Below are 23,026 nucleotides of genomic sequence, written 5' to 3'. Positions count from 1 at the left end.
TTTTGTTACATATCAACACATAATTAACATTATTTAAGGATTTCCTCGCTTTTAAAAACTTCTTTCAATCGAACACCTCTTTCGGTTTGTTCGACGGTTATAATTTCATTATGTGCATCATGTTCCAAGAACAAATAATAATTATTTTCGGCTGCGGCATTCAAAAACTTTGACTTTTCAGTCATAGTCAATAGAGGTCTCGTATCGTATCCCATAACATAAGGCAATAGCAAATGACCCACAGTTGGGATTAAATCGGCGCAAAAAACAATCGTTTTATCCTGATATTTTACGTGTGGAATCATCATTTTTTCGGTATGGCCATTGACAAAGAAAACTCCAAAATCAAGGTCAGATTTTTCTAAAAAATCACCTTCTGGACTTTTCAAAAAATTCAATTGTCCGCTTTCTTGTATTGGTAAAATGTTTTCTGAAAGAAAAGATGCTTTTTCACGAAGATTGGGTTTCGTTGCCCATTCCCAATGGTTTTCATTGGTCCAATATTTGGCATTTTTAAAAGCAAGCTCGTAACCGGTTTTATCCTTGTTCCATTGCACACTTCCACCGCAATGGTCAAAATGCAAATGGGTCAAAAAAACATCAGTGATATCATCGCGATGAAAATCCTGTTTTGCCAATGATTTATCCAATGAATGTGTTCCCCAAAGCGAATAATAGCCAAAAAACTTTTCGGATTGCTTGTTTCCCATTCCGTTGTCTATCAAAATCAAGCGATTCCCATCTTCGACAAGCAAACATCGAGCCGCTAGATCAATCAAATTGTTGTTATCAGCTGGATTGGTTTTGTTCCAAATTGTTTTTGGCACAACGCCAAACATTGCTCCGCCATCAAGCTTAAAATTACCTGTTTCTATGGGATATAGCTTCATATTTTATTTTTTGTAATCAATAGGAAACAAAGTTAGCGAATACATTTACTTATATAAGTCAGCCAAATCAACTTTTTCTATCCAGCGATAGTTATAAAAATGTTATATGTTTGACAAAAAGCATTAAATGTAATATATTTGTCCTTTATTTAGAAAAATTATAAATAACGTTATGATACAAGTATCTGCATCTGCAAGTAAAAAAATTGTCGATATGATGAAAGACGATGGTTTTGACTCCGCTCAAGATTACGTTCGAGTAGGTGTAAAATCTGGTGGTTGTTCTGGACTGTCGTATGATTTGACTTTTGACAAGCAAATAGGTGAAAACGACAAAGTTTTTGAAGACAACAATATAAAAATTGCCGTGGAGAAAAAATCGTTCCTTTATTTGGCTGGAACCATTTTAGAATTTTCGGGCGGATTAAACGGAAAAGGATTTGTTTTCAATAATCCAAACGCTAGTAGGACTTGTGGATGCGGCGAATCGTTTTCACTTTAGAAATTGAAAAATTTAATGATTCAAAGATTCAAAAATTGAAAGATTATGACAAAATCGTTTGAAGAATTCGAAGTTCACAAAAAAGGAATAGTCTTGACAAAATTAGTTTTTGAATTATTGAATTATAAATCTTTTGATAAAGAATATGGGTTTAAAGACCAGTTAAAAAGAGCTGTTTTATCAATTACAAATAATATTGCTGAGGGTTCGGAATACAATAATAATAGGCAGTTTATAAGATACTTGAAATATTCGAAAGGCAGTTGCGCAGAAGTTAGAAATATGTTGATATTATCGACAGAATTGCAGTTGTGTAGTCAAGATAGCATTAAAATTTGCTATGATGTAAGTGTTGAAATATCTCAAAACCTTTCGAATTTCATAAAATACCTAAATAGTAATACTAAAGATTAGCGTTCAATCTTTGAATTTTTTAATCTTTAAATTTAATAATTAAATGAGCAAATACACCGAAGACCATTTAAGAGTCGAACTCGAAACCAAAGAATACGAGTACGGATTTTATACTGATATAGAATCGGATACATTTCCTGTAGGCTTGAACGAAGACATTGTTCGTGCCATTTCCCACAGAAAAGAAGAACCGCAATGGATGACCGATTGGCGCATCGAGGCTTTTCGTGCGTGGGAACAAATGACTGAACCAGAATGGGCAAATGTGCATTATACCAAACCTGATTTTCAAGCCATTTCCTATTATTCAGCTCCAAAAGCTATCGATCCTAATAAAACATTGGACGATGTAGATCCTGAGCTTTTAGAAATGTACAAAAAGCTAGGAATCTCAGTCGATGAGCAAAAAATGATGAACAATGTCGCTATGGATATTGTGGTCGATTCCGTTTCAGTAGCGACTACATTCAAGAAAACATTGGGCGAAAAAGGAATTATTTTTATGAGTATTTCCGAAGCCATCAAGGAACATCCTGAATTGGTTCGAAAATATCTTGGTACTGTTATTCCACAAAAAGATAACTTCTACGCGGCTTTAAATTCAGCAGTTTTCTCAGATGGAAGTTTTTGTTATATTCCGAAAGGAGTTCATTGTCCTATGGAATTATCAACTTATTTCCGTATTAATCAAGCAGGAACTGGGCAATTCGAAAGAACATTACTCATTGCAGATGAAGGTAGTTATGTCAGTTATCTTGAAGGTTGCACCGCACCAAGCCGTGACGAAAATCAATTGCACGCTGCTTGTGTTGAATTGATTGCTTTAGATGGCGCCGAAATTAAATATTCGACCGTACAAAACTGGTATCCAGGAAACAAGGAAGGAATAGGTGGGGTTTTTAATTTTGTGACTAAAAGAGGTTTATGCGAAAAAAATGCGAAAATTTCTTGGACACAGGTAGAAACTGGTTCTGCAATTACTTGGAAATATCCATCGGTTATTTTAAAAGGCGACAATTCGGTTGGTGAATTTTATTCGATTGCTGTAACCAATAATTTTCAACAAGCCGATACAGGAACCAAGATGATTCACCTTGGCAAAAACACCAAATCAACTATTATTTCCAAAGGAATTTCTGCAGGAAAATCACACAATAGTTATAGAGGATTAGTTAAGATTGGTCCAAATGCAGACAATGCAAGGAACTTTTCGCAATGCGATTCCTTATTAATGGGGAATAATTGCAGCGCCAATACTTTTCCGTATATCGAAAGCAAAAACCCATCGGCCAAAATAGAACACGAAGCCACGACGAGTAAAATTGGCGAAGACCAAGTTTTCTATTGCAATCAACGTGGAATTCCAACCGAGAAAGCCATCGCTTTAATCGTAAACGGTTTCAGTAAAGATGTTTTGAACAAATTGCCAATGGAATTTGCAGTTGAAGCACAGAAATTGTTGGAGATAAGTTTAGAAGGTTCAGTAGGTTAATTTTTGTAAATTTGAACAAACACTATTAAATTACAATTGTTATGGAACTCATTTTAAAAAACGTTAAGAAAAAAGATTTACCAGTATTGAAATCATTGGCAAAATCATTGGGTTTTGAAATTGAAAAAGAAGACAAACCCTATAATCCAGAATTTGTAAAAGAAATTTTGGAGGCTGAGCAAAGCATTAAAGACGGGAAAGGAATGAAAATCAAATTAGAAGATTTGTGGACGTAATTTATTCAGAAAAAGCGCAAAAAGACAGAGACTATTGGAAAAAATCTGGAAATAAAGTAATAATGAATAAAATATCTGCTCTAATCGAAGATATTCAACTTCATCCATTTGAAGGAATTGGAAAACCCGAACCTTTAAAATATCATTTGACTGGTCGCTGGTCCAGAAGAATAAATCAGGACCATAGAATTATATATAGAGTTACTGATGAAAACACAATTGAAATATTAGAAATTTTATCACTTAAAGGTCATTACGAATAAACAAAAAAATAAATGTTATCAATAAAAAATTTACACGCCTCCATTGGAGACAAAGAAATATTAAAAGGTATTAACCTTGAGGTAAAAGCCGGAGAAATCCACGCTATAATGGGGCCAAATGGTGCAGGAAAAAGCACGCTTGCTTCCATCATTGCTGGAAACGAAAACTACGAAGTTACGGAAGGTGAAATCTCTTTAGACGGAGAAAACCTTTCTGAATTGGCTCCAGAAGAAAGAGCGCACAAAGGTGTTTTCCTTTCTTTCCAATATCCTGTCGAAATTCCGGGAGTTTCAGTAACAAACTTTATGAGAACGGCTATCAACGAAACTCGAAAAGCCAAAAAATTAGAAGAAATGCCAGCGAACGAAATGCTGAAATTTATTCGTGAAAAATCGGAATTATTAGAAATTGACCGCAAGTTTTTATCCCGTTCTTTGAACGAAGGATTTTCAGGTGGAGAGAAAAAACGGAATGAGATTTTCCAACTGGCAATGTTGGAACCAAAATTAGCCATCCTTGACGAAACCGATTCTGGTCTTGACATCGATGCCTTGCGTATTGTTGCCAATGGTGTAAACAAATTGAAAAGCGACAAAAACGCCATCGTTGTTATCACACACTACCAGAGATTATTGGATTATATCGTTCCTGATTTTGTTCACGTATTATACAACGGAAAAATTGTAAAATCTGGAGGAAAAGAATTGGCTCACGAGCTTGAAGAAAAAGGATACGACTGGATTAAACAAGAACAAGAAGCATAATTTGTTTGTAGTTTATAGTTTGTTGTTCGTGGTTGAACAATAAACAAAAAACCATAAACCATAAACAGTACAAAAATGGAACTAAAAGAAAAATTACTTTCCTCTTTCATGGCTTTTGAAGAGCAAGTTGATGTTCATTCAGAACTTCACGATTTGAGAACATTGGCTATAAAAAACTTTGAAAACAAAGGTTTCCCAACTAAAAAAGAGGAATCTTGGAAATACACTTCGCTAAATGCTATCCTAAAAAATGACTTTACCGTTTTTCCAAAACACGAAAACTCAATAGAATTCAAGGATGTAAAAAAATACTTCATCCACGAGATTGATACTTTTAAAGTGGTCTTTATTGACGGCGTTTTTAGCTCGAATTTATCTTCAACCACACACGAAGGATTGGATATTTGTTTGATGTCATCGGCATTAAACAAACCAAAATACAAAATGGTAATTGACACGTATTTTAACAAAATTGCCAGTAAAGACGAGAGTTTAACTTCTTTAAATACAGCTTTCGCCAATGAAGGAGCGTACATCAACATCCCCAAAAGCAAAGTGGTAAACAAACCCATCGAGATTATGTATTTCTCGACGGGAACTGAAGCGGCACTTATGGTACAACCCAGAAATTTGGTGATTGTGGGTGAAAATTCACATGTTCAGATCATCGAAAGACACCAAAGTTTGAACGAAAACCCGGTTTTGACCAATTCGGTTACCGAGATTTTTGCACAAAAACGAGCTATCGTGGATTATTATAAAATCCAAAACGACAATCACGAGGCCAATTTAATTGACAATACTTACGTTTCCCAAAAACAAGAAAGTCACGTATCCGTTCAAACCTTTTCTTTTGGAGGAAATCTGACCAGAAACAATTTGAATTTTTACCATTTTGGCGAAAGATTGACCAGCACGTTAAACGGAATTACGATTATAGGTGGCAAGCAACACGTGGATCATTATACTTTAGTGCATCACGCTACACCAAATTGCGAAAGCTTTCAAGATTATAAAGGAATTTTTTCAGATAATTCAACAGGCGTTTTTAACGGAAAGATTTTCGTCGAAAAAGAAGCGCAAAAAACCAACGCTTTCCAAAAAAGCAACAACATTTTGTTGGGCAACAAATCGACAATAAATGCCAAGCCACAATTGGAGATTTTTGCCGATGATGTAAAATGTTCTCACGGTTGCACCGTTGGACAATTGGACGAAACCGCACTTTTCTATATGCAACAACGCGGAATTCCGAAGAAAGAAGCCAAAGCATTGTTGATGTACGCCTTCTCGAACGCGGTTATCGAAAGTATCAAAATCCCAGAATTGAAACAAAGAATTACCAAAATTATCGCTAATAAACTGGGTGTGAAAATTGGATTTGATTTGTAGTTTTTAAACACAAAGTTTACTAAGTTTATGCAAAGGGCACAAAGTTTAATTAAAACTTTGTGCCCTTTGTGATTTTTACTTTGAGTGTTTTTTCGGCATAAATGCTTAAATTTACCCACATTAAATCATTAATATAAATCATACGTTTTGAAAAAGCAAGTTGTCATAATAATAGTAATTGTAGTAGTATTGCAAAGTTTTACTATAAAATTAAACCGTACCAATTATTTTGTGCCAAAAACGAATCGTTCAGAAAATCCTGTTTTGCAACAAATAAACAGCGGAAAATTAGTGTATAACAAGACCTGTGTTGCTTGCCATCAAATGAATGGAGCAGGAATACCGGGTGCTTTTCCTCCTTTGGCAAAATCAGATTATTTGAATGCCGATGTCAACAGAGCTATCAAACAAGTATTGGTGGGCTCTACTGGTCCAATAACCGTAAACGGCAAAAAATACCTTACCCCAATGCCAAAGCAAGTACTAAGTGACCAACAAATCGCTGATGTGTTGACTTATGTTTATGCGAGTTGGGGAAATAATAAAGCGGTGGTAACACCAGAAATGGTGAAGTCCATTCGGAAATAATTCCTTTATTTATTGGCATTTACAAAGTCCGACCAATCTTTGGGAGAATTCAAATTTTGAAGAATACTAGCATCATCAACTGATACCGAAGTGCGCTCGAAAGGTTTTGCTTTTTTAATTTGAAAATCCAATCTGGTGTTTTGGTCATTAGAATCTAACTCTAAAAAATGTTTCCAAAACTGTGGTGAAACTTTTATGGGATGCCCGCTTTTGCCTTGATAATTCGGGAGAACAATTTCATTTTCCGCATCTATAATTTTGTATAGTTCTACTGCATTTAAAATCGGTACATCAATGGGTTGAATCAAAACGGAACTGTTTTTTGGAATATGAAACAACACCGCTTGCAAGGTAGAAAAAGAACCTTTTTCGGGAAAAGTATTGATTACAACTTTAATTTTTAAATTTTTATACACTACAAATTTGTCTTGAGCATACCTCAACCAAGGAACGGCCTCCAAATACTTTTCATAATAAAAACCTAATCCAATGAAAACTGAAGTAATAGTAGAATTTGAAATTCGGTTCAATTGTTCCATTATCCAAAAGTTTTCTTGATACAATAATAAGCCTTTTGGTAAACCAATTCGCTCTGATTTTCCACCCGCTAATACTACAAAAACGAGATTATTTTCCATAATTAAATTGTAGTAATTCCAAGGCGACACTTGTGGCAATTTCTTTAGGATTGGTACCGCCCAAATCTAATCCTATTGGATAATGCACAGCAGGAATTCCTTCTTTTATTTCTAATCTTTTGATTAACATTACATTGTAACGGTTTTTTTGGTTTTACTTCCAATTAGTCTAATGTGTTTCGTTTGAGAATCTAAGCACAAAGCAGTAATTTTAGACACCGTAACTAAGGCAATTGCAGTATTTTTAGACTTAAATTCTTGTAATAGTGCAATCCAATTATTCATTACAAATAAATTTAAATTGGAGAATATTATTGGCTCAACTCCTAAACAAGATCATAATCACTCAATGGTAAATTATAATATCGTTTCCCCGTCAGTTTAAATATCGCATTGATAATAGCTGGCGCAATTACAGGAACGCCCGGTTCGCCAACTCCAGTAGGCTTGTCGGTGCTTTCTACTATTTCAACATGAACAGTTGGAGATTCGTTCATTCGAATAAGTCGACAATCAGCAAAATTGCTTTGTTCAATTGCTCCGTCTTTTGCTGTTATTTTTCCGTAATAAGCTATTGACATTCCAAAGATTGCAGCGCCTTCCATTTGCGATTTTATAGTGTCTCTGTTTACTGCAGTTCCACAATCGATAACGGTATAGACATTGTGCACTTTTACTTTATTCTCAACCATTGAAACCTCAACTATTGAAGCTACATAAGAATAAAAACTGTATTGAACGGCAACTCCATAAGCATGCCCTTTGGGTAAAGGTTTGTCCCAATTGGCATTTTTGGCAACCTTTTTCAATACGTATTTAAGGCGAGCGGTGTTGTATTTTATAGAATCTTTGGTGTCTTCAATTCGGTCTTCACCAATTAATTTTAGTCTAAATTCAATTGGGTCTTGTTGGGCAGCGTGAGCCAATTCATCGACAAAAACATTGATAGAAAAACCGTGTAATATATTGATTACGGATCGCATCCAACCTATTCGAACCAATGCCGGAGCTTGACCTGATTCCGTTTTGAAATTTCTAATAGCAAAAGGAACATCCGAAGCCGTGGAAGCTTCCCATCCTGCTGGATAATCTGTTCCCGGTTCAAATGTTGATGCAATCGACGGAAAAGCCGATCGATGCAGCCAACCTGTCACATTACCCTGAGAATCCAGTGAGGCTTTGAGATATTGCGCACTCACTGTATGGTAATAGCCGTGTTGAATATCGTCTTCGCGTGTCCAAATCACTTGAACAGGTGCATTTATAGCTTTTGAAACCATAACGGCTTCTACAATATAATCGGGTTTTGATTTTCGACCAAATCCTCCTCCTAAAAAGGTAACATTTATTGTGACTTTATCTATTGTTGTGCCCAAATAAGTAAAAACTTCTTCTCTTGCAGTTTGTGGAGATTGAGTTGGTGCCCAAACTTCGCAAGTATCGCCTTGCACCCAAGCAACAGCATTTGGAACTTCCATAGGAGTGTGTGCTAAATGAGGCAATTGAAAAGTGCTTTCTACTACTTTTGTAGCTTCGCTAAAAGCTTTGTTGACATCGCCAATTTCCTTTTCAACTTTACCCGATTTATGGACTCTTTCGGTAATTTCATTCATGTATTTTTCGGAGTCATAACTTTCGTTTTTGCCATAATTCCATTCAATTTCAAGTGCCTCTTTGCCTTTGAAAGCAGCCCAAGTATTGGACGCAATAACTGCAATACCTCCTAAAGCTCCAAAAGGTCTTTCTATTCGAGGAATTTCAATTACATCTTCCACCCCACGAATTTTCATTGCTGCTGTTTTGTTAAATGACTTAACGGTACCAAAAGTTACAGGGCATCTTGCAATAGCAACAAATTTCATATTGGGTAAGCGTTTGTCTAAACCATAAATAGCACTTCCATTTGAAAAATCTTTGACATCGATACCTTTTAGCGTTTTGCCAATATATTTAAAGTTTTTTGGATCTTTTAAAATAATATTTGTTGGTACAGGAAGCGTTTGTACCAACTCTACAAGATCACCAAATCCTATAGTTTTGCCACTGGAATGTATAATAAAATGATTTTGGGCTGTACATTCGCTTTCAGGAACTTGCCATTTTTTTGCCGCAGCAGAAATAAGCATCATTCGAGCCATTGCTCCCATTTTTCGCATCGTTTCATAAAAATCGGTAACGCTTCTAGACCCGTCCGTGTTCTGATCGCCATATTTTGCGTCTCCAACTGCTTGTTTTACGGTAATTCTATTCCAATCTGCCTCCATTTCATCGGCCACAACAGAAGTTAAGGATGTTCTAACTCCATTTCCCATTTCTGAACGGGAAGCTACTAGAATTACACTTCCATCTGAGTTTAATTGCACAAAAAGATTGGGAATAAATTCTCTTACCGCTTGATTTCCAATTTCATTTGCAAATAAGGTATAGTTTGAGGCAAGAATCAATCCTCCTGAAGCAAGTCCGATATTTTTTATAAAATTTCTACGACTTATGTTTTGTATTTCACTCATCTTCTATTTCACTTTTTTATGTTCAACGGCATACTTTATAGCATCTTTAATTCGTTGATAGGTTCCGCAACGACAAATATTTCCACTCATAGCATCGTCTATGTCTGTATCAGTGATCTTTTCATTAAAATTGAGTAAATAGGTAGCCGCTATTAATTGTCCCGGTTGACAATATCCACATTGGGGAACATTCAATTCTTCCCAAGCTTTTTGAAGCAATTGCAAATTTTCAGAAGTTCCTTCAATAGTTGTTATTTCGGTACCAACTACTGTTGCAACGGGTGTCAAACACGAATAAGTTGCCACATTGTCAACTAGTACTTTGCAAGCTCCACAAGAACCTATTCCGCAACCATATTTAGTTCCGGTAAGTCCGATACTATCACGAATAGCCCACAATAAAGGCATTTCAGGATCTGCCTCAATAGTATATTTTTTCTTGTTGATAAATAGTGTAATCATAGTTGCTTTTTTGAGGTTTAAAGAATATGCAATTTAATTCTTTTTAAGATACTAATAGATAACAGTTTGTGTTGTTTAAAATTTTCTTGTTCTAGTGAAAAGAGTCCACAATCCCTTTCAACAACCCATCAAAATCAAACTTGGCATCTTCTGTCAAACCCATTCGCACAATAACCAAATCCTGTGACGGAATAATAAACACTTTTTGTCCCTGAAAACCATTGGCAGAAAACATATCTCGCGGCGCATTGGGATAATGTCCTCCAGCATTGAGCCAAAAATGTGCGCCATAATCTCCTTTAGAACCAACTGTTGGTGTAGCTACATATTTTGCCCAACTTTCGTCAAATAGTTGCTCCCCGTTCCAATTGCCTTTGTGCAAATACAGTAATCCAAATTTTGCCCAATCCCTTGTCGTTGCCCAGCCGTAAGACGAACCTACATAATTTCCCGCCATATCCGTTTCGACCACCATCGAGTTCATCCCGATTTTGTCTATCAAAGCGGCATACCAAAAATCTAAATATTCCTGATGCGTTTTGAATTGTTTTCGCAAAATTCCTGATAATAAATTAGACGTTCCTGAGGAATAATTCCAATGCGTGTTCGGTTTGAATTGTGCAGGTTTTACTAACTGTGATTGGCTCATATCTTCTGCTTGAAAAAGCATTTGGGTAGCATCACAAATTTTATCATATTTCTCTTCCCATTCCAAGCCAGAGTTCATATGAAGCAAATCATTAATAGTTATTTTTGCTCGTTCATCTTTTTCCCATTCGGGGATTGGAGCGGGCTTGTTAATGTCTAATTTTCCTTGTTTTTGTAAAATTCCATATAATGTAGCGGTAATGCTTTTTGTCATCGACCAACCTAATATTTTAGAGTTTTTGTCAATTCCTGGCGCGTATTTTTCGGCAATGATTTTGTCTTTGTAAATTACGATAACCGAACGTGTTCTTTTCAATTTTTCTCCTTTCACATCAAAAGCGTTAGAGACAGCCGCATTCAATTTTGTATAGTCGATAGTGGCAAAAACGGTGTCTTTCGGTTCGTTGTTACCATAAGGAAAAGGCAAATTGTTTTTTATTATTGTTCTTTTGGGAACTTCATAGGGTTTTAAAGCATCAAAATCATCATTGATTAATGTCGCTCCCAAACCTTCTCGGTAAATAGCTTTTCGTTCCTTCAATCCATAAACAGAAGAAGTGGTAAATTTACCGTTTTCGTCAATTTTGTTTTTGGACAAGGTTATCAGTTCAATGTCATTGTCGTTTTTTTCGATAAGTTCTTGCGAACGATGGTCGATAAAATGTCCCGAAGCCATACTTTTAGCCGAAAATCCAGAAATTAAATCCAGTTTGGGATAAGTCGTATAGCCAAAATAAACTAAAAGCACTAAAAGTGTTACACCAAGAATTTTAAATATTTTTTTCATTAGAAAGATAAATTGATAATTTACTGCAAGATACATTTTTTACCATATAAGGCATTTAAGTTCATTTAAGTTTTTCTTATATTCCCTTAAATGCCTTATATGGTGTAATTATTAACAACTGTTTATTAATAATCCCTTGAAGTTTTATTACTTTTGTATTTAGAAAAATTCTAAATAAGACAATGTTAGATATCAATAAAGTTAGAGCCGATTTTCCAATACTTTCCAGAACAATCAACGGAAAACCATTGGTCTATTTCGACAACGGAGCCACTTCGCAAAAACCACAAATTGTGATTGATGCGATTGCCAAATATTACCAAGAAATCAACGCCAACATTCATCGTGGCGTGCATACTTTGAGCCAATTGGCAACCGACGCTTATGAAATATCGCGTGGTAAAATCCAAAATCATATCAATGCCCAATTCACACATGAAGTGATTTTTACTTCGGGAACTACCCATAGTATTAATGCTGTTGCCAATGGTTTTGCTTTGATACTAAAATCAGGTGATGAAGTTTTGGTTTCGGCAATGGAACACCATAGCAATATTGTGCCTTGGCAGATGTTGTGCGAGAAAACTGGCGCCATTTTGAAAGTGATTCCGATGAATGAAAACGGGGAATTGATTATGTCCGAATACGATAAATTGTTGTCGGATAAAACCAAAATTGTCACTGTAAATCATATTTCGAATGCTTTGGGAACTATTAATCCCATAAAATATATGATTGACAAAGCCCACGAATTTGGCGCAGCGGTTTTGATAGACGGAGCACAAGCCGTTCCGCATTTGAAACCCGATGTTCAAGCTTTGGATTGTGATTTCTATGTTTTTTCAGGACATAAAATTTGTGGCCCAACAGGGGTTGGGATTTTATACGGAAAAGAAGCTTGGCTCAATAAATTACCGCCATATCAAGGTGGTGGTGAAATGATAAAAGAAGTGACTTTCGAAAAAACCACTTATGCTGAATTACCTCACAAATTTGAAGCAGGAACGCCTAATATTGCAGGAGGAATTGTTTTAGGTACCGCTGTGGATTATATGAATTCTGTTGGTTTTGACAACATTCAACAACAGGAAAAAGAATTGGTAGAATATGGAACACAGCGATTGTTGGAAATTGAAGGTTTGAAAATCTATGGCACAGCCGCAGCAAAAACATCTGTAATTTCGTTTAATGTTGGTGAAATTCATCCTTATGATATTGGAACAATTGTTGATAAATTAGGAATTGCGGTTCGAACAGGACATCATTGTGCTCAGCCTGTTATGGACTTTTTCAAAATTCCGGGAACCATTAGAGCAAGTTTTTCTTTTTATAATACCAAAGAAGAAATTGATGTTATGGTTGAAGCCGTGAAAAAAGCACAAATGATGTTGTCTTAAAAATAAGAAAAAATGAAACTATTTACAATGATTTTTTTGAGTATATTTCTTGGCAAAGGTTGTTCAAGTCAAAATAAAAATGATTTGAAAACCGCTGTTTTAGAATATACCGCCAACACGAGAGGTTTTTATCAAAAAGTAACGATTCAGGACCAAATGGTTTCTGTTTCAAAAGATAGAAGTGGAAATGATAAACCAGTCGCTATGAAGATTTCAGATGAAGAGTGGAAAGAATTAGTCGGTTATTTTGAAACTTTAGACTTGGATAATTTAGCCACCTTAAAAGCACCGACCGAAAAACGCTTTCACGATGGTGCGGCAATCGCCAATTTAAAAGTGGTTTACAAAGACAAAACATATAAGACTGAAGCTTTTGATCACGGGATTCCCCCAATTGAAATCAAAAAAATAGTTGACAAAATAAATTCATTCGCTAAAAAAGAATAATACTGAAATAAATTCAGCATAATATGAACATTAAAAAAATACAAGACAAAATCATAGACGAGTTTTCGATGTTCGACGACTGGATGCAACGCTATGAATACATTATAGATTTAGGAAAAAAGCTTCCTTTAATCGAAGAAGAATTCAAAACAGACGATAATATTATCAAAGGATGTCAATCAAAAGTTTGGCTAAAAGGCGAACAAAACGATGACAAAATTATCTTTACGGCTGATAGCGATGCGATTTTGACCAAAGGAATTATCGCTATTTTGATTCGGGTTTTTTCGAACCAAAAATCTTCGGATATCCTGAATGCTGATATGGATTTTATTGACGAAATTGGTTTAAAAGAACATTTATCACCCACACGAGCCAACGGATTGGTTTCGATGATAAAAAATATAAAAATGTATGCCTTGGCATTCGATGCAAAAAAATAATCTATTAACCATATAAGGCATTTAAGGTCATATAAGTTGAGGTTTACAAGTTTGAAATTTAAATAATTATGACAAAAACATATCTGAAAAATTTGATTTATCAAGTTAACGGCTGTGCAATAGAAGTTCACAAACATCTTGGACCTGGGCTTTTAGAAAGTGTTTATCATAGTTGTTTGAAAAAAGAATTAACAATAAAAGGATTTGATTTTCAAACGGAATTAATTATTCCAGTAAATTATAAAGGATTAGAGGTGGAGGCAGGATTAAGATGTGACTTGTTTGTAGAAAAAAGTCTTGTCGTAGAATTAAAAGCAATTGAAAAAGTTTTGCCAATTCACGAAGCTCAACTTTTAACTTATATGAAACTTTTAGAAGTTCCAATGGGGTTAATTATTAATTTCAATGTAACGCATATTTTTAAAGAGGGACAAAAATCCTATGTAAACGAATTATATAGATATTTAGAAGAGTAAAAAAAATCAACCATTCAAGATTTTGAAGTCCATATAAGTTAGGTTAATTATGATAAAATATTTATAAAATTAAATTTTTAGTTGACTGCCAATTTTCTTAAAATAAACGATTCAAAACAACAACCTTATATGACCTTCAATGCCTTATATGGTTCAAAAAAACAAACCTTTAAATTGTAATCAGGTTAAAATAAAAAATTATGGAACAAGCAATAGACACTAACGAATTAGGAATCGCTATCGTAGCAAAACTTAAAACCATATACGATCCAGAGATTCCTGTTGATATTTATGAATTGGGGTTGATTTACGATGTAATGGTCAGCACTGATTTTGAAGTAAAAATCTTGATGACACTAACTTCTCCTAACTGTCCTGTGGCCGAAAGTTTGCCTAGAGAAGTAGAAGAAAAAGTAAAATCTATCGAACACATCAAAGGTGCCGAAGTGGAAATTACATTCGATCCGCCTTGGAACAAAGATTTGATGAGTGAAGAAGCCAAATTAGAATTGGGAATGCTTTAAACAGTTATTTTGTTTGTGGTTTATCGTTTGTGGTTGAAAACAACAAACTATAAACTACAAACCATAAACTTTTCAAAATGGAAGAAATTGTAAATAAAGTAGCCAATAGCGCTTTGGAAGTTTTCGATCTTGAAGATTATTATCCAAAGGGAATTCGTGTGCAAATTGATATTTCGCAATGGTTTCTGGAAGGTTTTTTGTTGAAAGAAAAAGATTTTAGAGCACATTTGCAACAACACGATTGGTCACAATACAAAGACCAATATGTAGCTATTCATTGTAGCACCGACGCGATTTTCCCGGCTTGGGCTTCTATTTTGGTGGCAATTCAATTGGCTCCTTTTGCCAAGAAAACCGTCAACGGAAGTATAGAAGATTTGGATGCGGCTTTGTACGAAGAAATCCTTTCCAAAATAGATTATGCAGCATATAACAACAAACCTGTAATAGTAAAAGGCTGCTCGAAAAAACCAGTTCCAATGCGTGCTTATATTTTGGCTGCCCAATATTTACAACCTTTTGCCAGAAGCATTATGTATGGCGAGGCTTGTTCGGCGGTGCCATTATTCAAAGCAACAAAAAAATAAATTAATGTTGTTTTTTTAAAATTAAGTCGTTTTTGAAGTTTTTGAAGAGTTTTTTTATATTTGTTTTTCTAACTCAAAAACTCAACAATGAAAAAACTCCTACTTTGCGTTGCTTTTTTAGCTTCGACTGTGTTTATCCAAGCTCAATCTACCGAGAAAGATTTAATCAAAAAAACGGAAGATGCCGCAAAAATCCTTGCCGACACTACTGGAAATGGTTGGTCAAAAAAAGGAAATTTGTCATTTTTATTCAATCAAGCTAACTTTAACAATTGGACTGCTGGCGGCGAAAGTAGTTTTTCGGGCACATTGGGACTCAATTATGAGTTCCATTATAAGAATAGACAAACAACCTGGGACAACCGAATTCTTGCTAATTACGGGCTGCTGCAAACCAAGAATGCTGATTTCGAAAAGAAAACAGACGACCGTTTAGAATTCAATAGTATCTATGGAAAAAAAGCTTTTGGAGAATGGTATTTTTCGTTCATATTAAACTTTAGAACCCAATTTACTACCGGTTATATTTATGGAAAAGATGTCAATGGTGTACAAACTAGAACAGAAAACACTGAGTTTTTCTCTCCAGCCTACCTCACCTTTGGACCTGGCCTTTATTGGAAAAAAAATGACAATTTAAAGGTGAATTTGGCTCCTTTAACCTCAAAATGCACTTTCGTAAATAACGATTATACTTCGGGATTGGGTTATGTAGATGGAAGTTATTTTGGCGTAAACGCCAATGAAAGTATGCGTTACGAACTTGGATTTTATGCCTCAGCCTATTACAAATTTAATTTAATGAAAAACGTTTCAGCGGAAAATTTATTAAATTTATATACTAATTATTTAAATAAACCAGAAAACATAGATATTGATTATCAACTGAATATTGTGATGACTGTCAATAAAACTATGTCGGCAAATTTTACTTTTCAAACCATCTACGACGACAATGCTTTTCAAGGATTTCAAACCAGACAAGTTTTTGGTTTAGGCGTTAATTACGGATTCTAAAATCTATATTTTTACTATAAATCCCTTTTGAAATACTACTTCAAAAGGGATTTTGGTTTTTTCTGCGCTATTGGTCTCGTCTTTCCGTAACTATTCTTCAAAATTATCGGTTGTTCGTTTTTAAAAATTTGAATTCCACTATTTCATCTTGAACTTGTTTGCATTAACCCAAAGGCTGGGCAACTTCGGGTTTATCAAAAAAAGAAGGGCTTGATTGGAATGTTTCTATGGTGGAGTTGATAAGGTTGTCTTTTAGCCAAATCTTCTTTTTACGGAAGTTTACAAAGAAGTTTTACCGCTAAAAAGAAATCGGAACGATATACGTATTTTTTATTGGTACTCCATTCCTAAAAGCGGGTTTATACACTTTGGGCATTTTTTTTCTTATTCGCTCCCATTCTTCCTCCACTGTTGGATTATAAGAGCCCAAAGTACTAATTCTAGAAATCGTCCCATCAACATCAACTTGAACTGCAAGATTTTTTTTGTTTCCAACAACTATTGCTCTTACAGAAAACAAATAAGGATTAATATTTTTAACAATTTGAATACGCATTTTTTTTTGAAAACATTTTATTAAATCCTTAGGCGAATTCGATTTTCCACATTTTTCATCAAAATAGGCTTGTGAAAACACGTTGGGTTTTTCGTGACATTCAATTATAACCTTTTTCTCTACTGTAAAAATGGTATAATAATAGCTTTCTAGAACGTTTGGTTGTTTGATATTCAATTTTTCAAACGGAAATTTTTTAAAAACTCCGACAAGCTTTTTATTCAATATTTTGTTTTTAGCTGATGTTTTAAGATTTATTATTTTGCGTTTTTTATCCAAAGAAAAACCGATGTTGATTGTTGCCCAATCAGTAGGTAAAATGTAATTACTAATTTCTTCTTCGGTGATATATTTCTTGAAATGTAGTGCTAATTCGCAGTTAGGATTTAAAGTTGTGTCTTTAGCTTTTATAATTTTTTCAATATGATTTTTATTTTTGGATTGAATTTCTAATTCTGTTAATTCACTGATATATAATCTTGTTGGCTTTCCGTTGCGAGTGGGCGGTATTTTAGCTTGAGGAAATAACGCCATAATTCTATTGGTTTCTTTGTGTAAGCTATCTGAGGAAGTTTTCCACTTTACCTTTTCAATTGCTCCGCTTTCGGTTACTATGAATTCTGGTTTTAAGTTAAATTTTCCAAGCATCTTTTCCTTTTTTATTAAGTCGGTGGATATGTTTTTGGCAAAGTGGTCTTCTAAAAATGCCGTGAAACAGGATTTAGTTTCAGAAAAAGTGGTACTAGATTCGCAGCCTTCAAAAATAGGAAAGCGATCATAAACAATATCCGAACTGCAATTAACCACCATTTTATTGCCTTCGCGTGAAAGTATTTGCAATGTATAAAGGTTCAAAGGACTTTTTTCAGGAATATTTATTTTTTTTACATTATAATTTTCAAAAGCATTATTGATAAAAAAGTTCAATTCCAAATATGGTGAATTCACTACTAAATCAATCACATTATTATTTTTGTCTAGCTTAAAGCTAAGAACTACAGAACTATTTTTCTTTAATGTATCTTTAAATTTATAGTTTTCAAGTAAGGTGTAGTTAATATTTTGCTTAAAATATTTCGACAAATCATTGGTTTTGCTAGGTTTAGCGTAATATTCAAACTCTGCAAATTTGTCTTTAAATTTTTTTGGTTCAGTCTGCGCAAAAGTAATATTCGAAAATATCACGAATAACAAAAGCAATAGTTTTTTCATAAAAGTAAAATTGTCAATTTAAATGTGGAAGGTATGAAATTCAAACTATACAGAACGCTTTGCGATGATTTTTCAATCTATTTGCTTTGCAAACGCAAGTATTAATAGGATGATGACTTTCTAAAACAAAAAACTTCCTGTATAGAGGAAGTTTTGATTTAATTTGTGGGAATCTAGTTTATTTAAAAGCAAATAGCATTAAAAACAGAAAGAGAATTTTACTCTACAAATTCTATTTTGCCTGTTAAAAGCGAGTAATAAGCGCCTACTATTTTTATTTGGTTTTTATCTTCCATTTCTTTCAAAATTTCGCTGTGGGTTCTAATTTGAGATATGGTGTTTCTAATATTGTTTTTATTAACCGTTTTCACAAAGGCATCATTTTTTGAAGATTTTTCTCCTTCAAAATTTTGACTCATTGCAACAGCAGGTTTTATATTTGCTAACATCGCAGTGATGTTACCAAGATGCACATCGTCAATCGCTCCTTTGACGGCACCACAATGTTGATGACCCATTACAATAATTAGTTTAGCACCTGCAACTTTACAAGCAAATTCCATACTTCCCAAAAGGTCTGTATTTACAAAGTTTCCGGCAACTCTACCCACAAATACGTCACCTATACCTTGATCAAACACATCTTCTACAGGTACTCTACTGTCAAGACAGCTCAAGACCATTGCTTTTGGAAATTGACCTCCGGTTGCAATTTTTCTAATCTCATCAGAATGCAAACGTTGCGTTACGTTTCCGCTTTCAAAACGTTTGTTTCCGTCTATGAATTCTTGTAATACTTTTTCTGGAGTTAATAAATCTTGTTCTGATTTTGTTAAAACGTGTCTTCCTATTTGGGTTGCATTTGAGGTTTTTTCAGTATTAGAAATGTTTTTGCTCCCTGAACTACAAGCACTAAAAAATTGAATTACAAGCAGTATTACTGCAACTTTTAAAAATTTAATTTTCATATCAATATGTTTTTTTTATTAGACTTGGCAAAGATTAGCATTTTAATGCATAAGTTTTTATTTATTTATTTAATCAAATAGATAAAATATATTTATATTTAAAACAACGCATTAAATTTTTAGGAATGCAACATCACTGCTGTGTAAAACAAAAAAACTTCCCTTTTCAGAGAAGTTTTCGTTAACTATTTAATCCATTCAATACTGACCACTAATCCCAAAGCCTCGGGACTGACCACTGACCACTGTTTCAGACATCATCATAATCCACCACAATTTCTGCTGAGGTTGGACACGCTTGACAAGTTAGAATCAAACCTTCTGCAATCTCACTATCCGAAAGTATGGAATTTTTCTTCATTTCGGCAGTTCCTGATTTTACTCGGGCGAGACAGCTGCTGCAAATCCCACCTTGGCAAGAATACGGAGCGTCAATACCTTGCTTGAGCGCTGCTTCGAGAATAGTTTGTTTTTGCGACATTTCGAAAGTTGTTTCGTCGTCGTCCACTGTAATAGTGATTTTGGAGTGTCCTTCGTGAGAACTGGCTTCAAGGTTTTCGATAGTAGAACTAGAAAACAATTCAAATTTAATCTTCGAATCTTTTACATTATGTTCTTTTAAAACTTTAGTAACGCTAGTAATCATTTCTTCTGGTCCGCACAAATAAAACTTGTCGAATTCCAGTGCTGCGTGTTTGTTGTTCAACACAAAATTCACGACTGATTTATCAATTCGACCAAAAAGTGCTCCATCGGCCTTGGCTTGACTAAAGACATAGTGCACAAATAATCGTCCGGTATATTTTAGTTGTAAATCGTGTAGTTCTTGATGAAAAATGGTTTCCTCTGGCGATTTATTTCCATAAACCAATACAAAAGAACTTTGCGGTTCGCTTTTCAAAACCGATTTTAGAATAGAAATTGCAGGAGTAATTCCGCTTCCGGCCACAAAAGCCGCATAATTTTTTTGATGGTGACTTTCGGGCTCAAAAGTAAATTCCCCTTCTGGTTCCCCCACTTCAAGGACATCGCCCGCTTTTAGTTTGGTATTGGCAAATTGCGAAAAAGCACCGCTTTTTACGGCTTTTACTGCAATTCTCAATTCGCCACTTTCTGGATTAGCGCAGATAGAATACGCCCGGCGAATTTCTTTTCCGTCTAACGTTAATCTTAAATTGACATATTGACCGGCAATAAAAGTATAATGAGGTTTGAATTCCTCAGGAACATTAAAAAGTATAGAAACTGCGGCTGCGGTTTCGCGTTTTACTTCTTTAATGATGAGTTTTTTGAATAAAAGCATTGGATTATTTTTTGCAAAGATAGTAAACCAAAAAAAATATCGAAGTTTAAGTGTTTAGAAGTTTAATCGTTTGTAACATTTCTTTACATTTATCAACTAATAGAACATCAAATGATACAATTATGATTCTAAAATTCCTTTATCTTGAATGGAAGTCTTTTATACGATCGGCTTCGTTTAGTACTAATTTGGCACTAAAAATTATTTTGGGGTTTTTAGCCGTGCTGTATTCTTTTATTTTTTTAATGGCTGGAATTGGTGCGTTTTATGGCTTAAAAGAAATGCATCTTGATCCGTTACAGACCGTAAACAAGTACTTGATTTACTATTTTTTACTGGATTTGGGAATTCGATTGTTGTTGCAAAAAATTCCGGTAATGAATATTCGACCCTTACTAACTTTGCCATTCAAAAGACCCACAATTGTTAACTTTTCGATAGGAAAAACACTTTTATCTTTTTTCAATTTTCTACACGTATTTTTCTTTCTGCCCTTCACAGTAATTTTGCTGATTGAAGGCTATGATTTGTTGAGCGTGATGCTGTGGCATTTGGCGATGGTTGCCTTAGTATATATAAATAATTTCCTGAATATTATATTGACTAATAAAGACAATATTTTTACCGTTTTCTTAGTCGTAGTAGTGATTTTGGCTGGCTTGCAATACTATCACTTTTTCACCATCACCGATTATACATCTGGTTTTTTCGATGGATTATTCCATACAACGTGGATGTTTTTACTGCCAGTTTTGGTTTTATTAGGATTGTATTATTTCACTTATAACTACTTAAAAACTAATTTATATCTCGACGCTGGACTTTCTACTAAACACGAAATAGCAAAAACCGAGGATTTGACTTGGTTGAACCAATTCGGAACCTTAGGGACATTTCTTAAGAACGATATCAAACTCATTAAACGGAACAAACGTTCACGAACGACAGTCGTAATGAGCATTTTGTTTTTACTTTATGGATTTATCTTTTTCAGAGAAAACTCACACCAACCCGAAGTGATGCGAATTTTTGCCGGAATTTTTGTTTCGGGTGGATTTTTATTCACCTTCGGACAATTTGTACCCAGTTGGGATAGTTCGTATTATCAATTAATGATGACACAAAATATATCTTATAAAGGATATTTGAGTTCAAAGTGGTGGCTTATTGTTATTGCCACATTCATTTCCACCATTTTGTCCTCATTTTATTTGATTTATGGCTGGCAGGTTTATCTAACGATTGTCGTTGGGGCGATTTATAATATTGGTGTCAATTCGCATTTGGTTTTGCTTGGTGGCGCTTTTACCAAAACACCAATTGATTTACAGTCCACAAAAGGTGCGTTTGGCGACAAAAAAGCATTTAATACAAGCGCAATGTTGCTCTCTCTACCCAAATTACTGTTACCCGTTTTATTATATTGGGCGGGTTCTTCGATATTGAATTTTAATTTAGGACTTGCATTTGTTGCCATCGCAGGAATTTTGGGCTTTGCTTTTAGAGATATTGTTTTCTCAAAAATTGAAAAAATATACAAAACCGAAAAATACAAAACCATTGACGCATACAAACAAAAGGGTTAATTTTTAATTTATAACTTCTAACCTCTAACCTCTAACTTTTTAAAATGATAAACGTACAAAACCTTTCGAAATCATACAACGGAACCACCGTATTAAAAATAGACCATTTAGAAATTCCAAAAGGACAAAGTTTTGGTCTAGTAGGCAATAACGGCGCGGGAAAAACTACTTTTTTCAGTTTGTTATTGGATTTAATACAGCCCTCAACAGGGCACATTATCAACAACGAAGTTGAGGTGAATAGCAGCGAAAACTGGAAACCCTTTACGGCTTCTTTTCTCGACGAAAGTTTCTTGATTGGCTATCTTACTCCCGAAGAGTATTTCTATTTCATTGGCGATTTGCGCGGTCAAAACAAAGCCGACATTGATGCTTTATTAGCTAAACACGAAGAATTTTTTAATGGTGAAATCCTGAAAAACAAAAAATACCTCCGCGATTTATCTAAAGGAAACCAAAAGAAAGTGGGAATCATTGCTACACTCATTGGCAATCCCGAAGTTGTGATACTCGATGAGCCGTTTGCTAATTTAGATCCAACCACCGTGAGCCGATTAAAAAAAATAATCAAGGAATTGGCTCAAGATCCAGATGTAACCGTTTTAGTTTCAAGCCACGATTTGCAACATACCGTTGAGGTTTGTAGTCGAATTGTTGCCCTCAATAAAGGGGAAATTGTGAAAGATATTCAAACATCAGCAGAAACCTTGCAAGAACTCGAAGCATTTTTTGCGGTTTAATACTTAACCGTTTTTATTTTTATGGTTCTACTGACATTTGTGTGAAAACAAACTTAAGATAAATTTAAACCACATAGAATCACTGTTAAAATTGTTAAAAAGATTGTCATAGAAAATACATTTTGCGCATAGTAGCTATGTCAACTATGTAAAAGTGAAGCTTTCTAAAATTATACCTATGTT

26 protein-coding genes and 1 pseudogene are annotated in these 23,026 nt (G+C 34.5%); 17 read left to right on the top strand and 10 right to left on the bottom strand.

Annotated elements, in window-relative coordinates:
* Positions 1 to 29: 29 nt before the first annotated feature.
* Complete coding sequence (locus RMO83_RS04460; protein ID WP_310558475.1) at positions 30 to 890, bottom strand: MBL fold metallo-hydrolase; 861 nt, start codon at positions 888 to 890, stop codon at positions 30 to 32.
* Positions 891 to 1,062: 172 nt separating this feature from the next.
* On the opposite strand from RMO83_RS04460, the gene RMO83_RS04455 reads away from it, so the two are divergent.
* The 8 genes and pseudogenes from RMO83_RS04455 to RMO83_RS04420 all read left to right on the top strand — a co-directional run.
* Positions 1,063 to 1,392 carry an iron-sulfur cluster assembly accessory protein gene (locus RMO83_RS04455; protein ID WP_310558474.1) on the top strand — a complete coding sequence of 110 codons (330 nt, stop codon included), beginning with the start codon at positions 1,063 to 1,065 and terminating at the stop codon, positions 1,390 to 1,392.
* 45 nt (positions 1,393 to 1,437) lie between these two features.
* Positions 1,438 to 1,806 (top strand): four helix bundle protein, encoded by a 369-nt coding sequence (locus tag RMO83_RS04450; protein WP_310558473.1) that lies wholly within the window; start codon positions 1,438 to 1,440, stop codon positions 1,804 to 1,806.
* A gap of 43 nt (positions 1,807 to 1,849) precedes the next feature.
* Positions 1,850 to 3,298: a Fe-S cluster assembly protein SufB gene (gene sufB, locus RMO83_RS04445; protein WP_310558472.1), complete on the top strand. Its 1,449-nt coding sequence runs from the start codon at positions 1,850 to 1,852 to the stop codon at positions 3,296 to 3,298.
* A 41-nt stretch (positions 3,299 to 3,339) separates the two neighbouring features.
* Positions 3,340 to 3,534, top strand: coding sequence for a DUF2683 family protein (locus RMO83_RS04440; RefSeq protein ID WP_310558471.1), 195 nt, complete (start codon positions 3,340 to 3,342; stop codon positions 3,532 to 3,534).
* The gene (locus RMO83_RS04435) at positions 3,525 to 3,797 is read left to right on the top strand and encodes a Txe/YoeB family addiction module toxin (protein ID WP_310558470.1); all 273 of its coding nucleotides are present in this window, start codon (positions 3,525 to 3,527) and stop codon (positions 3,795 to 3,797) included. The genes RMO83_RS04440 and RMO83_RS04435 overlap by 10 nt, the downstream gene beginning before the upstream one ends.
* 12 nt (positions 3,798 to 3,809) lie before the next feature.
* Positions 3,810 to 4,562: a Fe-S cluster assembly ATPase SufC gene (gene sufC, locus RMO83_RS04430; RefSeq protein WP_310558469.1), complete on the top strand. Its 753-nt coding sequence runs from the start codon at positions 3,810 to 3,812 to the stop codon at positions 4,560 to 4,562.
* 75 nt (positions 4,563 to 4,637) lie between these two features.
* Complete coding sequence (gene sufD / locus RMO83_RS04425) at positions 4,638 to 5,954, top strand: Fe-S cluster assembly protein SufD (protein ID WP_310558468.1); 1,317 nt, start codon at positions 4,638 to 4,640, stop codon at positions 5,952 to 5,954.
* A 267-nt stretch (positions 5,955 to 6,221) separates the two neighbouring features.
* A pseudogene (locus RMO83_RS04420) lies at positions 6,222 to 6,542 on the top strand (c-type cytochrome); the annotation flags it as partial.
* Between the two features lie 5 nt (positions 6,543 to 6,547).
* On the opposite strand, the gene RMO83_RS04415 reads toward RMO83_RS04420, so the two are convergent.
* From RMO83_RS04415 to RMO83_RS04390, 6 genes are all read right to left on the bottom strand, one after another.
* Positions 6,548 to 7,180 (bottom strand): NTP transferase domain-containing protein, encoded by a 633-nt coding sequence (locus RMO83_RS04415; RefSeq protein ID WP_310558467.1) that lies wholly within the window; start codon positions 7,178 to 7,180, stop codon positions 6,548 to 6,550.
* On the bottom strand, positions 7,170 to 7,310 hold the full coding sequence (locus RMO83_RS04410; RefSeq protein ID WP_310558466.1) for a hypothetical protein: 141 nt from the start codon (positions 7,308 to 7,310) through the stop codon (positions 7,170 to 7,172). Before RMO83_RS04410 ends, RMO83_RS04415 begins: the two co-directional genes overlap by 11 nt.
* Entirely contained in the window at positions 7,310 to 7,465 is a 156-nt protein-coding gene (locus RMO83_RS04405; RefSeq protein WP_310558465.1) for a hypothetical protein, read from the bottom strand. Before RMO83_RS04405 ends, RMO83_RS04410 begins: the two co-directional genes overlap by 1 nt.
* Positions 7,466 to 7,506: 41 nt before the next feature.
* Positions 7,507 to 9,690, bottom strand: a complete 2,184-nt coding sequence (locus RMO83_RS04400) for a molybdopterin cofactor-binding domain-containing protein (protein ID WP_310558464.1) — start codon at positions 9,688 to 9,690, stop codon at positions 7,507 to 7,509.
* A gap of 3 nt (positions 9,691 to 9,693) precedes the next feature.
* Complete coding sequence (locus RMO83_RS04395; RefSeq protein WP_310558463.1) at positions 9,694 to 10,152, bottom strand: 2Fe-2S iron-sulfur cluster-binding protein; 459 nt, start codon at positions 10,150 to 10,152, stop codon at positions 9,694 to 9,696.
* A gap of 91 nt (positions 10,153 to 10,243) precedes the next feature.
* Positions 10,244 to 11,587: a serine hydrolase gene (locus tag RMO83_RS04390; RefSeq protein ID WP_310558462.1), complete on the bottom strand. Its 1,344-nt coding sequence runs from the start codon at positions 11,585 to 11,587 to the stop codon at positions 10,244 to 10,246.
* Positions 11,588 to 11,769: 182 nt separating this feature from the next.
* On the opposite strand from RMO83_RS04390, the gene RMO83_RS04385 reads away from it, so the two are divergent.
* The 7 genes from RMO83_RS04385 (at position 11,770) to RMO83_RS04355 (ending at position 16,478) form a co-directional block, all read left to right on the top strand.
* Positions 11,770 to 12,984, top strand: coding sequence for a cysteine desulfurase (locus RMO83_RS04385; RefSeq protein WP_310558461.1), 1,215 nt, complete (start codon positions 11,770 to 11,772; stop codon positions 12,982 to 12,984).
* Positions 12,985 to 12,996: 12 nt separating this feature from the next.
* Positions 12,997 to 13,431 carry a hypothetical protein gene (locus RMO83_RS04380; RefSeq protein WP_310558460.1) on the top strand — a complete coding sequence of 145 codons (435 nt, stop codon included), beginning with the start codon at positions 12,997 to 12,999 and terminating at the stop codon, positions 13,429 to 13,431.
* A 23-nt stretch (positions 13,432 to 13,454) separates the two neighbouring features.
* Positions 13,455 to 13,874, top strand: a complete 420-nt coding sequence (locus RMO83_RS04375; RefSeq protein ID WP_310558459.1) for a SufE family protein — start codon at positions 13,455 to 13,457, stop codon at positions 13,872 to 13,874.
* A 68-nt stretch (positions 13,875 to 13,942) separates the two neighbouring features.
* Positions 13,943 to 14,350, top strand: coding sequence for a GxxExxY protein (locus RMO83_RS04370; RefSeq protein WP_310558458.1), 408 nt, complete (start codon positions 13,943 to 13,945; stop codon positions 14,348 to 14,350).
* 200 nt (positions 14,351 to 14,550) lie between these two features.
* Entirely contained in the window at positions 14,551 to 14,874 is a 324-nt protein-coding gene (locus RMO83_RS04365; protein ID WP_310558457.1) for a DUF59 domain-containing protein, read from the top strand.
* Positions 14,875 to 14,951: 77 nt separating this feature from the next.
* Positions 14,952 to 15,461: a DUF2480 family protein gene (locus RMO83_RS04360; RefSeq protein WP_310558456.1), complete on the top strand. Its 510-nt coding sequence runs from the start codon at positions 14,952 to 14,954 to the stop codon at positions 15,459 to 15,461.
* Between the two features lie 87 nt (positions 15,462 to 15,548).
* Positions 15,549 to 16,478 (top strand): DUF3078 domain-containing protein, encoded by a 930-nt coding sequence (locus tag RMO83_RS04355; RefSeq protein ID WP_310558455.1) that lies wholly within the window; start codon positions 15,549 to 15,551, stop codon positions 16,476 to 16,478.
* Between the two features lie 298 nt (positions 16,479 to 16,776).
* Here RMO83_RS04355 and RMO83_RS04350 read toward each other — a convergent pair whose 3' ends face one another.
* The 3 genes from RMO83_RS04350 to RMO83_RS04340 all read right to left on the bottom strand — a co-directional run bounded on the left by RMO83_RS04350 (position 16,777) and on the right by RMO83_RS04340 (position 20,517).
* Positions 16,777 to 18,246 (bottom strand): hypothetical protein, encoded by a 1,470-nt coding sequence (locus RMO83_RS04350; RefSeq protein WP_310558454.1) that lies wholly within the window; start codon positions 18,244 to 18,246, stop codon positions 16,777 to 16,779.
* A 218-nt stretch (positions 18,247 to 18,464) separates the two neighbouring features.
* On the bottom strand, positions 18,465 to 19,214 hold the full coding sequence (locus RMO83_RS04345) for a carbonic anhydrase family protein (RefSeq protein ID WP_310558453.1): 750 nt from the start codon (positions 19,212 to 19,214) through the stop codon (positions 18,465 to 18,467).
* Positions 19,215 to 19,464: 250 nt separating this feature from the next.
* A complete protein-coding gene (locus tag RMO83_RS04340) occupies positions 19,465 to 20,517 on the bottom strand; it encodes a ferredoxin--NADP reductase (RefSeq protein ID WP_310558452.1) in 1,053 nt (350 codons plus the stop codon).
* A 122-nt stretch (positions 20,518 to 20,639) separates the two neighbouring features.
* Here RMO83_RS04340 and RMO83_RS04335 point away from each other — a divergent pair, with 122 nt between their 5' ends.
* Together RMO83_RS04335 and RMO83_RS04330 are read left to right on the top strand one after the other, a co-directional pair.
* On the top strand, positions 20,640 to 22,103 hold the full coding sequence (locus RMO83_RS04335) for a DUF5687 family protein (RefSeq protein ID WP_310558451.1): 1,464 nt from the start codon (positions 20,640 to 20,642) through the stop codon (positions 22,101 to 22,103).
* A 44-nt stretch (positions 22,104 to 22,147) separates the two neighbouring features.
* On the top strand, positions 22,148 to 22,843 hold the full coding sequence (locus RMO83_RS04330; protein ID WP_310558450.1) for an ABC transporter ATP-binding protein: 696 nt from the start codon (positions 22,148 to 22,150) through the stop codon (positions 22,841 to 22,843).
* Positions 22,844 to 23,026 lie beyond the last annotated feature (183 nt).

The organism is Flavobacterium sp. (assembly GCF_031423415.1).
GTDB lineage: Bacteria > Bacteroidota > Bacteroidia > Flavobacteriales > Flavobacteriaceae > Flavobacterium.
Note: the sequence above shows the minus strand (reverse complement) of the source record. Positions and strands in the feature narration are given on the sequence as shown.